Consider the following 14,878-nt stretch of genomic DNA (forward strand, 5'->3'; position numbering starts at 1 on the left):
CCGGAACGGACACCGAATCGGCGGATTCACGTCGCCGTCACACCGCGTGCGAGAGGCGGAGCAGCCCGTCGATCTCCTCGGTGAAGGCGCGGACGAGATTCTCGGGATCGGGCACCCGGTCCGCGTCCGCCTTGAACCCCACCCGGACCTTGCCGCTGTAGCTGAAGATCGAGACGCCGAGGGTCTGATCGCCGGCGCCCGGCACCCAGGCGAGCACACCGCGGATCTTCGCCCCCGCCATGTACCGGTCGCTCGTGGGACCGGGAACATTGGTGGTCACCCCGATCGCCTTGCCGGAGAAGAAGTCCACGAAGAACCGTTCCAGCTCCGGACCGGTCCGTCCGATCGCCTTGATCAGGCCGAACGTGAGCGTCACCTCGGGAGAGTGCTTGATGACCTCCATCCGCCGGTGGGTCTCGACGATGCGTTCGAGCGGGGTCTCCAGTGCCGACGGGTACTTGAAGAGCACCAGAGCGAACTGATTCCCGAGTTCCTTCGGCAGGGGCTTGTCGAGGGGGCGAACGTTGACCGGCACCATCGTGGGCACGTCCTGCGGCTCGCCGCCGTGCTCGCGGATGTACGTCGCGAGCGCCCCGGCGACGGCTCCCATGAGCACGTCGTTGACCGTGGTGCCGGTCCGGTGACCGATGTGCTTGATGTCGTCGAGCGGAAAGGGCTCACACCACACCGCCCGTTTGGCCGTTCCTGGTTCGCCACTGAGCGGAGTGTGCGGCTTGGGGCCGAGCACGAGCTTGTTCGCGATCTCGCCGGTGCGTTCGGCCTGGGTGAAGGCGTCGCCGAGGACATGCGGATCGAGCAGCTTGGGCAGGTCGAGCAGCATGTGCGCAGCGCCGGACGCCGCACTGGCGGTGTTCGACACCGCGGCCCCCGCGAATTTGGCGGCCCCCTCGAGGAGACCGGCATGGTGCTCGGGCACGGCGGTCGGGGCGTCGTCGAGGTCGCTGTCCGGGGTCTCCCCCGTCATCGAGAGCATCACCTGGTTGAGGGCTATGCCGTCACCGATGCAGTGGTGGAGCCGGGTGTAGATCACGGCTCCGTGCCGGTATCCGTCGATGAGGTGCATCTCCCACAGCGGGCGGCGACGATCGAACGGCACCGGCATCCGCCGTTCGATGTACCGCTGCAGCGTCGCGTCGTCGCTGCGGGGCAGGGTCGTCCGGATCAGGTGGTCGTCGAGGTCGAACTCCGGGTCGTCCTCCCAATGCGGCGACCCGACATGCGTGCGCGGTTGCACCGGCCGCTGCCGGAACGACGGGTAGGTGTCGACGAATCGTCGCTGCACGAGGGACACCACGCGCGACCAGTCGACGGGGCCCTCGAAGAACATCAGCGAGTCGATGATCATGAGGTTCTCGGGTCGGTCCATGTTGAGCCAGATGGTGTCCACCGGCCCCATCGCTCTGTTCACCGTGGCCGTCCCTTCTCGAGTGGGCGTTTACGAGTTTTTCACCGGTCGGCCGACCGCGGAAGGGTAATTGGCCCTCGGCCTGCTACGCGAACACCCCGCCCTGCTCGAGCAGGGCGGGGTGTTGCCGCGGCGGAGAGTGCGGTGGAGGCGCAGTCTCCTCGAGGTGCGGTCAGCGGCGGAAGAGCGCGCCGAGGGTGCGTGCCTGCGCCCCCGCGGCGGTGTCCTGGCCGCACGCGCAGCGGTCGGGTGCGGGCACGGAGCGCATGACGGCGTCGACGTGCTGGCCGCAGCCGCCCCAGCCGGTCTTTCCGCAGTTCGGGCAGGTGACGGGGTAACACATAGGGGTCCTCCTCGGGACGGGTAACGGGGGTGGCGGGTCAGGCGCCGGCGGCGGCCTTGTGTTCGGCGACCTGGGCGTGGACCTCGGCCATGTTCAGGGCCTTGATCTGCCCGATGAGGTCTTCGAGGGCGGCCGCCGGCAGGGCGCCGGGCTGGGCGTAGACCAGCACGCCCTCGCGGAACGCCATGATCGTGGGGATCGAGCGGATGTCGGCCATGGCGGCGAGCTGCTGCTCGGCCTCGGTGTCGACCTTGGCGTGCACGACGTCCGGGTGCGCGGCCGAGGACTTGTCGAACACGGGGGCGAACGCCCGGCACGGACCGCACCACGAGGCCCAGAAGTCGACCAGGACGATGTCGTTGTCGGTGATCGTGGACTCGAAGTCCGCGAGGGTGAGATTCGTCGTTGCCATCGGGGGTTCCTTTCGTTTTCCTCGGGTGCGGGATCAGGCGGGGACGTGGGCCTCGGCCCAGGCGTTGTAACCGCCGAGCAGGTCCGAGACGTTGTCGAAGCCCTGCGCCCGCAGCAGCGACGCGGCCACACTCGAACGCCACCCACCGGCGCAGTGCACCACGATCGGCTTGCCGGTCGGCACCTGCCCGAGCCGGGTCCGCAGCTGCGCCAACGGGATCGGCACACCGCCCCCGGAATCACCCCGAACTCGCGTTCACCGGGATTACGGATGTCGACCAGCGTCACCGCATCGGCGGCGAGCCACTCGTCGAGCTGCGCGACGGTGGTCCGCGGCGCGGTCTGCACCAGATCCGCCAGCTCCGCCGGGAACACCCCGTCGTGATCGACGGTGAGATAACCGGCCGCGTTGTCCGACCCGATCCGGGCCAGCCGCACGCGCCGCGTCCTGCTCCTCCCCCGGATAGGTGATCAACACGATCTTCTCCCCCACCTCGGCGACCATCCCGCCGGTCTCGGCGAACCGGCCGTCGAACCCGACGTTGACCGACCCGCGCAGATGCCCCGCCGCGAAATCGTCCACACCGCGCGCATCGAGCACCCGGGTCCCGGCGGCCAGCTCCGCCCGCACCCGCGCCGGGCTCAGCTCCGGGATGGTGCGCCCCCGATCGAGCAGCGGATGCACGCTCTTGTTCAACCCGGCATCGACCGAGAAGTAGGCCGGCGCGGCCGGCTGCCCCTCGGTGACCAACGCCACGAACGCCTCCTCGCTCATCGGCTGCACCGACGGATTGCTCACCCGCTGCTCCCCGATCGTCGAGGTCAGCTCCGTCGACAGGTTCTTCCCGCACGACGAGCCGGCACCGTGCGCGGGCAGCACCGTGACCGCATCGGGCAGGGTCAGCAGCTTCTCGTGCACCGTGTGGTACATCGCCCGCGCCAGATCCTCGGTCGACGAATCCCCCAGATTCACCAGGTCCGGACGGCCCACATCACCGATGAACAATCGGATCTCCCTCTCCTCGGTCACCAAGACCGGTGGCGTTCTGCGTTGACCCATCCTGACATATACCCCCCTGGGTATGTCAAGTACCCCCTGGGGTATACCGGCGAAGCACGTCGCACCGCCGCCACGACCCCGCCGGCACGCCTTGCACATACCCCCTCCCGTATGCTTATCATTGCTGCGGACATACCCCCCGGGGTTTATGCACGAAGCCCGATCGCACACCCCGCGATCACGACCACCGATCCGAAAGGCCCCCATGACCGAGCCGAGTCCCGCCACCCTCGATCCCACCGCCCTGCGCGAGCTCCTCGACTCCGGCAAGAACGTCCGCGTCGTGGACGTCCGCACGCCCGGCGAGTTCGAGTCCGTGCACATTCCCGGCGCCTACAACGTCCCCCTGGACCTGCTGCGCGAGCACCGCGACGAGTTCCTCGCCCACCTCGACGAGAACGTCGTCCTCGTGTGCCGGTCGGGCCAGCGCGCCACCCAGGCCGAGGAGACTCTCCGCACCGCCGGGCTGTTCAACGTGCACATCCTCGAGGGCGGCATGATGGGCTGGGAAGCCAAGGGCTTCACCGTCAACCGCGGCACCGAGCGCTGGGACCTCGAACGCCAGGTCCGCCTCGTCGCCGGCTCCATCGTGCTGACCTCCGTCCTCGGCAGCATCGCGGTACCCAAGCTCAAGTGGCTCGCCGCCGGCGTCGGCGGCGGCCTGAGCTTCGCCGCGCTCTCCAACACCTGCGCGATGGGCATGGTGCTCTCCAAGCTGCCCTACAACCGCGGCGCCTCGTGTGATCCGCAGACCATCGTCGCCCAGCTGGTCGACTCGAAGACCGCTACGGCCGAAAGGAACTGATCATGATCGCGCTGACCGTTGCGCTGGCGGTCCTCGTCGGCGTCACCCTCGGATTGCTCGGCGGCGGAGGTTCGATCCTCACCGTCCCGCTGCTGGCGTACGTCGCGGGCATGGATGCCAAGGAAGCCATCGCCACCTCGCTGCTCGTCGTCGGCGTCACCAGCGCGGTCGGCGCGATCTCCCACGCGCGGGCAGGCCGCGTCCAGTGGCGCACCGGCATCCTGTTCGGCCTGGCCGGCATGGCCGGTGCCTACGCCGGCGGCCTGCTCTCGCGTTTCATCCCCGGCAGCATCCTGCTGCTCGCCTTCGCCGCGATGATGATCGCCACCGCCATCGCCATGCTCCGCGGCCGCAAGAACAAGACCACGGGCCCGGACGGCACCCACTCCATGCCGGTCGGCAAGATCCTGCTCGACGGCGTGGTCGTCGGCCTGGTCACCGGCCTCGTCGGCGCCGGGGGCGGCTTCCTGGTCGTGCCGGCCCTGGCCCTGCTCGGCGGCCTGCCCATGCCCATCGCCGTCGGCACCTCGCTGATCGTGATCGCCATGAAGTCGTTCGCCGGCCTCGGCGGCTACCTGTCCACGGTGCAGATCGACTGGCGCCTGGCGGCAATGGTCACCGGCGCCGCCGTCGTCGGCAGCCTCATCGGCGGCCGCCTGACCGCCATGGTCGACCCGGACGCGCTGCGCAAGGGCTTCGGCTGGTTCGTCCTGATCATGTCCTCGGTCATCCTCGCCCAGGAGATCCATCCCCTCGTCGGCATCACCGCGGCGGCACTCACCCTCCTCGCCGCCGGCACCACCTACGCCTGCAGCCGCAGCGACCGCTGCCCCCTGCAGCGGCTCGGACGACGGACGGAAGCCGCCACCTCGGCCGCCTGACGGACTCACAACCCGGACGAAAGTCACTATCGGCATCACGGCCCGGCGCCTAGAGTTCGGAGTATCCGCTCCGGATTCCCGCGCCGGGCCGTGATGCCGTCCCGGTTCGAGGTGCGGCCGGAGCGAAACCCGACTGTCGCGGCGGCCCGTGTGAGAAGTTACCGAGATGAGCAACGCATCCGACCGCCACATGCAGCAGACGGACTACCTCACCTGGAGCATGGAGAAGGATCCCGCGCTCCGGTCGACGATCGTGGCCGTCGTCCTGCTCGACGCCTCACCCGACTGGGACCGTCTGTGCGAGATGATGGACCGCGGCACCCGGGAGGTGCCCAGCTTCCGGCATCGCGTGGTCGAGGTGCCGTTCGGTCTCGCGCCGCCGCGATGGGTCGCGGATGCGAACTTCGACCTGTCCTGGCACATGCGCCGGGTCTCCCTTCCCGGGCCGGCGAACTTCGACGACGTCCTCGAGTTCGCCCGGACCACGGCCATGGCCGCGTTCGACAAGGACCGGCCGCTGTGGGAGATGACGGTGGTCGACGGACTCGCCGGCGGTCAGGCCGCGCTGCTGATCAAAGTGCACCACGCCCTCACCGACGGAATCGGCGGTATGCAGATCACCGCGCGGCTGGTCGACTTCGACCGCGACGGCACGCCCCGCGATCCGGCCCCGGAACCGCCCGCCCCGGAATCACCGGACAGCCTCGACCTGGCCGCCGAGGCGATCGGCTGGGACTGGTCCCAGCTCCGCGGACTCGCGGGCCGCGGGCTGGCCTCGATCTGGCCGACCACCCGGGCGGTGGTCACCAACCCGATCGGTTCCGCCCGCAACGCCGCGGGGGTTGCGGCGTCCGTCGCCCGCTACCTGCGCCCGATCCTGCGGCTCGAATCCCCGGTCATGACGGAACGCACCCTCAGCCGCCGGCTCCACGTGATCGACGTCCCGCTCGACCGGCTGCGCGACGCCGCCCACCGCGGCGGCGCCACCCTCAACAGCGCCTTCCTGACCGCCGTCCTCGTCGGCCTGGCCGAATACCACCACCGCCACGGATCCGACGTCGACGAGCTGCGGGTCACGATGCCGCTGAGCATCCGTACCGATCAGGACACCCTCGGCGGCAACCGGATCAACCTCGCGCGTTTCCCGCTTCCCGTGCGCTCCGACGACCCCCTCACGCTCATGCAGGAGGTGAACAGGATCGTCGAAGGCTGGCGCCACGAGCCGGCGGTGCCGATGGCGCAGACCCTCGCCACCCCCCTCAATCTGCTCCCCCCGGCCGTCGTCGGCGAGATGCTCAAGCACGTCGACTTCCTCGCCTCCAACGTGCCGGGTTCCCCGGTGGCGCTGTACGTCGCCGGCGCGAAGGTGGAACGGTACTACGCCTTCGGCCCCACCCTCGGCTCGGCGTTCAACGTCACCCTGATGTCGTATCTGCACACGTGCTGCGTCGGGTTCACCCTCGACACGGGGGCGATCCCCGACCTCGAGGTGTTCGACGACTGCATGCGCGACGGATTCCACGCCGTCCTCGAAGCCTGACCCGCCGGTAGGCTGGACGGTGACCGTCCAGTCCGCCGGAAGGGACCGCCGTGGAACTCCTGCTGATCGTCGCCGTCCTCGTCGCCGTCGTGTTCCTGGTGTCCGCGGCGCAGCGGAAGAAGTCGGGGCGTGGCGCCCACGAACTCGACGACGCGAAGGCCGACGCCCGGCAGGCCATCGAGCGGCTCGGCGGCCAGATCTACAACCTCACCGGCACCGACACCGCCTCCAAGCAGGCCCTCGCCGATGCGTCCGAGCGCTACAACGCCGCCGGCTCACAGATCGAGCAGTCCCGCACACCGGTGCAGGCACGGCTGGCCAAGCAGACCGCTCTCGAGGGGCTGTACTACATCCGGGCCGCCCGCCTCGCGATGGGCATGGACCCCGGTCCCGATATCCCCACGCTCGAGGGCCAGCAGACGGCCGGCCGCGTGACCGAGAACCGCGAGATCGACTTCGAGGGACGCACGGTGGCAGCCTCACCGGCCCCCTCGTCGCGCACCCCGAACTACTTCCCGGGCGGGCGCGTCGCGGGCCGGCCCGTGCCGGCGGGCTGGTACTCGGAGCCGTGGTGGAAGCCCGCCCTCGTCGCCGGGGCGTGGGGCGTCGGATCGATGCTGCTGTTCTCGGCTATGTTCTCCGGCATGGCCGGGGTGCCGTACGACGCGCAGGCCTTCGAGCAGGGCTTCGACTCCGGATACGACCAGGGTCTCGAGGCCGGCCAGGACGGCGGGGACTACGGCGACGCCGGCGGCGATTACGGCGGTGGTGACTACGGCGGGAGCGATTTCGGGGCCGGCGGGGACTTCGGCGGGTTCGACTTCTAGCCCACCTGGCAGGCGGGGCACCAGAACAGGTTGCGGCCCTGCATGACCGAGTGCAGCACCGGCGTGGTGCACAACCGGCACGGCTCACCCGCACGCCGGTAGACGTAGGTCCGGGGACGGCCCTTGGCGTAAGCCGGTGCGCCGTGGTCATGTTCGCGCCGCACGACGTGGATCGCGCCGCGTCGCACCCCCGTCCGCATCAGAACGACGAGATCGTCCCAGACGGCGTCGAACTCGGCTCTGGTGAGATCACGGCCGGGGCGCTGCGGATGGATGCCGTGCCGGAACAGGACCTCCGCGCGGTAGATGTTGCCCACCCCCGAGATCACGGACTGGTCCATGAGCAACGAGCCGATGGCGCTGCGGGACTTGGTGATTCGCGTCCACGCCCGTTCGGGTTCGGCGTCCCGCCGCAGCGGGTCGGGACCGATCCGCGCGGCGATCGCCTGCACCTCGCCCGGGGTGAGGACCTCGCACGCGGTCGGACCGCGCAGGTCGGTGCCGAACTCGGCGCCGACCATGCGCATCCGTACCTGACCGACCGGATCCGTCAGCGGAACCGGCGCCTCGGTGAACGAGCCGTACAGACCCAGGTGCACGTGCACCGTCAGGCCGTTGTCGTAGTGGTGCCACAGGTGCTTGCCCAGCGCCTCGGCGCGGAGCAGCACCCGGCCGTCGACGAGCGCCGCGTCGTCGGCGAAGCGGCCCTGCGGGCTCGACACCCGCACCGAGGCACCCGCGAAACGTCGCTGGTGCAGCCGGGCGAGCCGGTGCAGGGCTGGTCCCTCCGGCACGGTGGATCAGGCTCCGTTCGTCAGGCCGGCGCGCCGGGAACTTCCGGGGCCACGCCGGTCTTCTCGTACTCGCTCAGGATGTCGATGCGCCGCTGATGCCGTTCCTCCCCCGACCACGGGGTGGCGACGAACGCATCGACGATGGCGAGGGCCTCCTCCAGGCTGTGCATGCGACCACCGATGCCGATGAGCTGCGCGTTGTTGTGCTCACGGGCCAGCTTGGCGGTCTCCACGCTCCAGGCGAGGGCACAGCGGGCGCCCGGCACCTTGTTCGCGGCGATCTGCTCACCGTTGCCGCTGCCGCCGAGGACGATGCCGAGACTGCCCTCGTCCGCGACGACGCGGCGAGCGGCCTCGATGCAGAATGCCGGGTAGTCGTCGAGGGCGTCGTACTCGTACGCGCCGCAGTCGACGGCCTCGTGGCCGTTGGCAGTGAGATGTTCGATGATCTGGTTCTTACGTTCGAAGCCGGCGTGGTCGGCACCCAGGTAAACGCGCATGCGTCAGATAGTAGGCAGCGCTGCTGCCGGTGCGTCCTTTGGGCGGCAGCAACCGCCCAAAGGACGCACCGGCGCCGCAGGCGCCTACTCGAAGCTCGGGTCCTCGGTGCGCGTGCGCTTGAGTTCGAAGAAGTGGGGATAGGACGCCATGGCCACCACCCCGTCCCAGATCCGGCCGGCGTCCTCGCCGCGCGGGATCCGTGAAAGCACCGGACCGAAGAACGCCACGCCGTTGACGTGGATGGTCGGCGTGCCGACGTCCGGGCCGACCGCATCCATGCCGGCGGCGTGGCTGGCGCGCAGCGCCTCGTCGTAGGCATCGGTGTCGGCGGCCTGCGCCAGGTGCGGATCCAGGCCCAGGTCCGCGAGGGACTTGGCGATCACCGCCGGGAAGTCCTTGTTGCCCTCGTTGTGGATCTGGGTGCCCATCGCCGTGTACAGCGGCTCGAGAATCTCGTCGCCGTACTTCTGCGCCGCGGCGATCGCCACCCGCACCGGACCCCACGCCCGCGTCATCAGTTCGCGGTAGACCTCGGGCAGGTCGTCCTTGCCCTCGTTGAGCACGGCCAGGCTCATGACGTGGAACTTCGCCTCGATGTCGCGGACCTGCGCCACCTCCAGAATCCAGCGCGAGGTGATCCAGCACCACGGGCACAACGGGTCGAACCAGAAGTCGGCGGTGTCCTTGGAAGTCGGGTCGCTCACGGGGTCTCCTCGCTGCAGAAAATCGGACTACGGTCCGATTCAACGTCGGCCGTCGCCCAATTCTTCCCGAACCGCCGGTTCCCGCGCCGTCGCCGACGTACCGTCGAGGAACCGGTGCCGCACGGAACGGGGATGCGCGATGTCCAACGAGAAACTCTTCGTCATCGTCGGCGGCGGGCTCGCCGGGGCCAAAACGGCCGAGCAGTTGCGCGCCCGCGACTTCCCCGGCCGGATCCTCCTCCTGTGCGAGGAGGAACACCTTCCCTACGAGCGACCACCGCTGTCGAAGGACTACTTCGCCGGCAAGAAGCAGCTTGCGGAGTTCACCGTGCAGCACGGTGACTGGTACCGCGACCACCGGGTCGAGGTCGAACTCGGCGTCACCGTCACCGCGCTCGATCCTGCCGCCCACACGGTCACGCTGCCCGACGGTTCCACCGTGCGCTACGACAAGCTCGCCCTCGCGACCGGTTCGCGCTCGCGGCGCATCCCGCTGCCGGGCGTCGACGCCGCGGGCGTGCACATGTTGCGCACCGTCGAGCAGTCCGACGCGCTGCTTGCCGCCGTCCGCCGCGACGCGGGGCCGGCGGCGCACCTGGCGATCGTCGGTGCCGGCTGGATCGGTCTCGAGATCGCCGCCGGCGCGCGCGAGCACGGCGCGGACGTCACCGTCGTCGAGGCAGCCCCCCAGCCCCTGTCCGCCGCGCTCGGTGAGCAGATGGGAGCCGTCTTCGCGAAGCTGCACCGCGATCACGGCGTGGACCTGCGCACCTCGACGACGGTGTCGGAGATCCTCACCGCCGAGAACCGCGCGAGCGGGCTTCGTCTCGGCGACGGCACCGAGATCCGGGCCGACGCGGTCCTCCTCGCGGTGGGCGCAGCGCCCAACGTCGAACTGGCCCGCGACGCCGGACTGGCGACGGAGGACGGCGGAGTGCTGGTCGATGCGTCCCTGGCCACCAGCGATCCGGACATCGTCGCGGTCGGTGACATCGCCGCCGCCGAGCATCCGCTGCTCCGGACCCGGATCCGGGTCGAGCACTGGGCCAACGCGCTCCACCAGCCCGACGTCGCGGCCGCCACCATGCTGGGCCGGCCCGCCTCCTACGACCGTCTGCCGTACTTCTTCACCGACCAGTACGACCTCGGCATGGAGTACGTCGGGCACGCACCCGGCGACGCGCGGGTGATCACGCGCGGCGACGTCGACTCCCGGCAGTTCCTCGCGTTCTGGCTCGACGCGGCCGGGCGGGTCTGCGCCGGGATGAACGTCAACATCTGGGACGCGGGTGACGACATCCGCGCGCTGATCTCCTCCGGCGAATCCGTCGACCCCCACCGGCTCTCCGATCCGGAGGTGCCACTCGCGGAGGTCGCCGGGTGAACCGGTCCCTCACATGATGGGATGGCAGGCGAGTCGCATCCCGTCGTGAGAAGGAGTTTTCCGTGGCACCACCGAATCTGACCCGCGAGCAGGCGGCCGAGCGGTCCGCGGTCCTGACCGTCGACAACTACCGCATCGAACTCGACCTGACCGACGGAGCGGGCGCTCCGGGAACCACCACGTTCCGTTCGACCACCACCGTCACGTTCGACGCCACGGAGGGCGCGTCGACCTTCGTCGACCTGATCGCGCAGACCGTGCACTCGGCCACCCTCAACGGCAAGCCCGTCGACGTCTCCGGATACACCGAGGAGAGCGGGATCGCGCTGAGCGGATTGGCCGCGCGCAACGAACTGACCGTCGAGGCGGACTGCCTCTACACCAACACCGGCGAGGGCCTGCACCGCTTCGTCGATCCCACCGACGGCGCGGTCTACCTGTACTCGCAGTTCGAGACGGCCGACGCCAAGCGGATGTTCGCGTGCTTCGACCAGCCGGACCTGAAAGCCACGTTCGACATCTCGGTGAGCGCGCCCGCCGACTGGAAGGTGATCTCCAATGCCGCGACGGTGAACACCGTCGCCGCCGACCCCGGACGGCACGTCTTCCGCACCACGCCCCGGATGAGCACCTACCTCGTGGCGCTGATCGCCGGACCGTATACCGAGTGGACCGACACCTACAGCGACGCGCACGGCACCATCCCGCTCGGCATCTACTGCCGTGCCTCCCTGGCCGAGTTCATGGACGCCGAGCGGTTGTTCACCGAGACCAAGCAGGGCTTCGGGTTCTACCACGAGAACTTCGGCATGCCCTACGCGTTCGGGAAGTACGACCAGCTGTTCGTTCCCGAGTTCAACGCCGGCGCGATGGAGAACGCCGGCGCGGTGACCTTCCTCGAGGACTACGTGTTCCGCTCCAAGGTCACCCGCTACTCGTACGAGCGTCGCGCCGAGACGGTGCTGCACGAGATGGCACACATGTGGTTCGGCGACCTGGTGACCATGCGCTGGTGGGACGACCTGTGGCTCAACGAGTCGTTCGCGACCTTCGCCTCGGTGCTGTGCCAGTCGCGTGCCACCGAGTACACGAACGCGTGGACCACGTTCGCGAACGTCGAGAAGTCGTGGGCCTACCGCCAGGATCAGCTCCCCTCGACCCACCCGATCGCCGCGGACATCCCCGACCTCGCGGCGGTGGAGGTCAACTTCGACGGCATCACCTACGCCAAGGGCGCGTCCGTGCTCAAGCAGCTCGTCGCCTACGTCGGCGAGGAACCGTTCCTCGCGGGGCTGCGGGACTACTTCCGTGAGCACGCGTTCGCCAATGCCACGTTCGACGACCTGCTGGCGGCCCTCGAGAAGTCGTCGGGCCGGGACCTGTCGGGGTGGGGCGCGCAGTGGCTCAAGACCACCGGGCTGAACATCCTGCGCCCCGATTTCGACGTCGACGACGACGAGCGGTTCACCCGCTTCGCGGTGATCCAGGAGGGCGCCGACCCCGGCGCCGGGGAACGCCGGGTGCACCGGCTCGCGATCGGGGTGTACGACGACGACGGTTCGGGCAAGCTGCTCCGCACACATCGCGTCGAGATCGACCTCGACGCCACCGAGCGCACCGAGGTGCCGGAGCTCGTCGGCGTCGGCCGCGGCAAGCTGGTGCTCGTCAACGACGACGACCTCACGTACTGCTCCGTGCGGCTCGATCCCCAGTCGCTCGAGGTGCTGATGGACCGGATCGGCGACATCGCCGAGCCGCTGCCGCGCACCCTGGCATGGTCTGCCGCATGGGAGATGACCCGGCAGGCCGAGCTGAAGGCCCGCGACTTCGTGGCGCTGGTCCAGCGCGGCGTCGCGACCGAGACGGAGGTCGGCGTGGTACAGCGGCTGCTGATGCAGGCGCACACCGCCCTCGGCAGCTACGCCGATCCCGGCTGGGCGGCCGAGCGAGGCTGGAACGACTACGCGAACCGGCTGCTGGAACTGGCCCGCGAGGCGCAGCCGGGCTCGGACCATCAGCTCGCGTTCGTCAACGCGTTGACCACGGCCCGGCTCGCGCCGTGGCACACCGAGGTGCTCGGGGAACTGCTCGGCGCCGAGCCTTCCAGCGTCGGGCTGGCCGGACTGGTCGTCGACACGGATCTGCGGTGGCGGATCGTGCAGGCGCTGGCCGCGGCCGGGGAGATCGACGCGGAGGGCGTGGAGTCGCCGTTCATCGACGCCGAGGCCGAGCGGGATCCGACGGCCGCCGGTGCACGACAGGCGGCCACCGCGCGGGCGGCGCGCCCGCAGGAGGCCGTCAAGGAACAGGTGTGGGACACGGTGGTGGGCGACGACTCGATCCCGAACATCACCGCCCGCGCGATCATCGGCGGCTTCGCTCCGGCCGGCCAGTCGGAGCTGCTCGAGCCCTTCGTCGCGCGGTACTTCGCCGACGCTCCGGGCGTGTGGGAGCGCCGCTCCAGCGAGGTCGCGCAGACCGTCGTCGTGGGCCTGTACCCGTCGTGGTCGATCAGCGAGGCCTCCGTCGCCGCGGCCGACGAGTTCCTCGCCGGTGAGCATCCGCCCGCGCTGCGCCGGCTGATCAGCGAGGGACGCGCGGGGATCGTCCGGTCGCTGAAGGCGCGGGCGTTCGACGCGTCCTAGCCGCAACACGCGTGTGGCCGAATGTCACATCGTGTCGATCCGATCGACGTGATGTGACATTCGGCCACAGAGGCGAGGGGAACTACGGCGCGGTGATCGCGTTCGCCATGACGCGGATCGCGCTGACGATGCCGTCGATCAGGTCGCCCTGCCCGAACGACGAGATCGCGGCGGTCACGCCGAGCTGCGTGACCCGGTTGTCGACGCGGTCCGCGACGCCGCGGCCGCTGCGGATCTCGATGGAGCGCTGGTTCGGGTACACGGCGATGAGCACCGAGTTCGGCGCCTCCGGCGTGGTCGGGAACACCGCGTCGGTGGTTGCCGCCGGGTCGGTGGCGTCCGCGACGTAGACGTTGAAGCGCACCTTCGTCGCCCGGGTGGCCTCGGTGAGCGCATCGTCGAGAGCGATCATGTCGCGGTCGCGGAACGGCGGGCCCTCGAACAGGCCGTCGAGGGGGCGGGTCCGGGAGATCCGGCCGCTCGCCGTCAGCGCCGCACCGTACGGCAGTTCCGCGGGAGCCACAGCCGTCCGGCTGTGCATCACGTCACCACTTGCCACTTGCCCTACCTCCGATCGGGTCGACCGGCGCGCCGGCGACGAGTTCATGATGCCCACCGTGGTGGCCGTGCGTGGTGACCTCGTCGACCGCGCTCCACAGCATCGGATCGTGGTCCCACTTGTCCCCGAGCTTGTACTCGGCGGGCCGCGTGCCCGGAACCGGCTTCGTGAAGACGGAGAAGACCCCGAGTATCACGATGATCGCCACCGGGATGGCAACGAATATGAGGGTTGTCTCGAGAATGCTCACATCGCAAACGGTAGCCCAGCATGTGCGATCCCGGCGCGCTTGCCCCGACTTGCGGCGACGGGGATCAGGCCGCGCCCTCGCCCAGGTACGGCAACCAGGTCGGATGCAGCTCCGGCAGCGTCGCCAGCAGCCGCCAGTGCCGGCCCTTCGGGGGCACGAGCGCGGCGCGCAGCGTCCAGCCGAGTTCGCTGAGCAACTTGTCGGCCTTGCGGTGATTGCACGAGGCGCAGCACGCCACGCAGTTCTCCCACGAGTGTTCACCGCCGCGGCTGCGCGGGACCACGTGGTCGATGGTCTCGGCCTTGGCGCCACAGTAGGCGCACCGGTTCCGGTCGCGGTGCATGAGCGCGGCGCGGGTCATCGGCACCCGCGCGTGGTACGGCACGTGCACGAAGCTCCGGAGCCGGATCACCCACGGAATCTGCACCGCCCATTCCGCGGATCGCACCAGCGGGCCGAGCGGATCCTCGTGCACGGTGTCGGCCTTGCCGCCGGCCATGAGCACGACCGCGCGACGGGCGGGCAGCGCGGTGAGCGGTTCGTAGGTGGCGTTGAGCAGAAGTACGCGGCGTTTGACCCAGTCCGGGACAGCGTCGTCGCGTACGACACACAGGGAGTTGGCCCCCGGCGCCCCGTTGTGGGCGTCGGCGGGCGGGAGTTGTCGATGTGCGATGCGTCGGTGCTTCATACGACCTCCGGAAGACTGCTCACAAGTGGACCACGGATCTACGCACGTCGCACGCCGATT

At 69.8% G+C, this 14,878-nt stretch carries 15 protein-coding genes and 1 pseudogene; 6 read left to right on the plus strand and 10 right to left on the minus strand.

All coding sequences use genetic code 11. The features are described 5' to 3' along the window. Positions 1 to 37: 37 nt before the first annotated feature. From OCS65_RS18070 to OCS65_RS18085, 4 genes and pseudogenes are all read right to left on the minus strand, one after another. On the minus strand, positions 38 to 1,429 hold the full coding sequence (locus tag OCS65_RS18070) for a wax ester/triacylglycerol synthase family O-acyltransferase (protein WP_231771675.1): 1,392 nt from the start codon (positions 1,427 to 1,429) through the stop codon (positions 38 to 40). Between the two features lie 169 nt (positions 1,430 to 1,598). Next, positions 1,599 to 1,769, minus strand: coding sequence for a hypothetical protein (locus OCS65_RS18075; RefSeq protein ID WP_164528111.1), 171 nt, complete (start codon positions 1,767 to 1,769; stop codon positions 1,599 to 1,601). A gap of 37 nt (positions 1,770 to 1,806) precedes the next feature. Then, positions 1,807 to 2,181: a thioredoxin gene (gene trxA, locus OCS65_RS18080; RefSeq protein ID WP_043796566.1), complete on the minus strand. Its 375-nt coding sequence runs from the start codon at positions 2,179 to 2,181 to the stop codon at positions 1,807 to 1,809. 33 nt (positions 2,182 to 2,214) lie between these two features. After that, positions 2,215 to 3,189: pseudogene (locus OCS65_RS18085) on the minus strand (rhodanese-like domain-containing protein); the annotation flags it as partial. Positions 3,190 to 3,445: 256 nt separating this feature from the next. Here OCS65_RS18085 and OCS65_RS18090 point away from each other — a divergent pair. The 4 genes from OCS65_RS18090 to OCS65_RS18105 all read left to right on the plus strand — a co-directional run bounded on the left by OCS65_RS18090 (position 3,446) and on the right by OCS65_RS18105 (position 7,293). Beyond that, positions 3,446 to 4,045, plus strand: coding sequence for a rhodanese-like domain-containing protein (locus OCS65_RS18090; RefSeq protein WP_006930562.1), 600 nt, complete (start codon positions 3,446 to 3,448; stop codon positions 4,043 to 4,045). A gap of 2 nt (positions 4,046 to 4,047) precedes the next feature. Then, a complete protein-coding gene (locus OCS65_RS18095; RefSeq protein ID WP_006930561.1) occupies positions 4,048 to 4,926 on the plus strand; it encodes a sulfite exporter TauE/SafE family protein in 879 nt (292 codons plus the stop codon). Positions 4,927 to 5,092: 166 nt separating this feature from the next. Further along, entirely contained in the window at positions 5,093 to 6,466 is a 1,374-nt protein-coding gene (locus tag OCS65_RS18100) for a wax ester/triacylglycerol synthase domain-containing protein (protein ID WP_029543084.1), read from the plus strand. Between the two features lie 50 nt (positions 6,467 to 6,516). Next, positions 6,517 to 7,293 carry a hypothetical protein gene (locus OCS65_RS18105; RefSeq protein ID WP_050035063.1) on the plus strand — a complete coding sequence of 259 codons (777 nt, stop codon included), beginning with the start codon at positions 6,517 to 6,519 and terminating at the stop codon, positions 7,291 to 7,293. On the opposite strand, the gene OCS65_RS18110 is transcribed toward OCS65_RS18105, so the two are convergent. The 3 genes from OCS65_RS18110 to OCS65_RS18120 all read right to left on the minus strand — a co-directional run bounded on the left by OCS65_RS18110 (position 7,290) and on the right by OCS65_RS18120 (position 9,292). After that, positions 7,290 to 8,087: an Fpg/Nei family DNA glycosylase gene (locus OCS65_RS18110; protein WP_006930558.1), complete on the minus strand. Its 798-nt coding sequence runs from the start codon at positions 8,085 to 8,087 to the stop codon at positions 7,290 to 7,292. The genes OCS65_RS18105 and OCS65_RS18110 overlap by 4 nt on opposite strands. 20 nt (positions 8,088 to 8,107) lie before the next feature. Then, positions 8,108 to 8,587, minus strand: a complete 480-nt coding sequence (locus OCS65_RS18115) for a ribose-5-phosphate isomerase (RefSeq protein WP_029543077.1) — start codon at positions 8,585 to 8,587, stop codon at positions 8,108 to 8,110. A gap of 84 nt (positions 8,588 to 8,671) precedes the next feature. Then, positions 8,672 to 9,292 carry a mycothiol-dependent nitroreductase Rv2466c family protein gene (locus OCS65_RS18120; protein ID WP_029543074.1) on the minus strand — a complete coding sequence of 207 codons (621 nt, stop codon included), beginning with the start codon at positions 9,290 to 9,292 and terminating at the stop codon, positions 8,672 to 8,674. Between the two features lie 139 nt (positions 9,293 to 9,431). On the opposite strand from OCS65_RS18120, the gene OCS65_RS18125 reads away from it, so the two are divergent. Both OCS65_RS18125 and pepN read left to right on the plus strand, forming a co-directional pair. After that, on the plus strand, positions 9,432 to 10,676 hold the full coding sequence (locus OCS65_RS18125) for an NAD(P)/FAD-dependent oxidoreductase (protein WP_263507386.1): 1,245 nt from the start codon (positions 9,432 to 9,434) through the stop codon (positions 10,674 to 10,676). Between the two features lie 62 nt (positions 10,677 to 10,738). Next, positions 10,739 to 13,321, plus strand: a complete 2,583-nt coding sequence (gene pepN / locus OCS65_RS18130; protein ID WP_263507387.1) for an aminopeptidase N — start codon at positions 10,739 to 10,741, stop codon at positions 13,319 to 13,321. 82 nt (positions 13,322 to 13,403) lie between these two features. Here the strand turns inward: pepN and OCS65_RS18135 are convergent, their stop codons facing one another. The 3 genes from OCS65_RS18135 to OCS65_RS18145 all read right to left on the minus strand — a co-directional run bounded on the left by OCS65_RS18135 (position 13,404) and on the right by OCS65_RS18145 (position 14,818). Then, positions 13,404 to 13,880 (minus strand): DUF5130 family protein, encoded by a 477-nt coding sequence (locus OCS65_RS18135; protein ID WP_006930552.1) that lies wholly within the window; start codon positions 13,878 to 13,880, stop codon positions 13,404 to 13,406. Continuing rightward, positions 13,867 to 14,130, minus strand: a complete 264-nt coding sequence (gene ctaJ, locus OCS65_RS18140) for an aa3-type cytochrome oxidase subunit CtaJ (protein ID WP_006930550.1) — start codon at positions 14,128 to 14,130, stop codon at positions 13,867 to 13,869. The genes OCS65_RS18135 and ctaJ overlap by 14 nt, the downstream gene beginning before the upstream one ends. 64 nt (positions 14,131 to 14,194) lie before the next feature. Next, positions 14,195 to 14,818, minus strand: a complete 624-nt coding sequence (locus OCS65_RS18145) for an HNH endonuclease (protein ID WP_006930548.1) — start codon at positions 14,816 to 14,818, stop codon at positions 14,195 to 14,197. Positions 14,819 to 14,878 lie beyond the last annotated feature (60 nt).

Origin of the sequence: Rhodococcus aetherivorans (assembly GCF_025722975.1) — a bacterium.
GTDB lineage: Bacteria > Actinomycetota > Actinomycetes > Mycobacteriales > Mycobacteriaceae > Rhodococcus > Rhodococcus aetherivorans.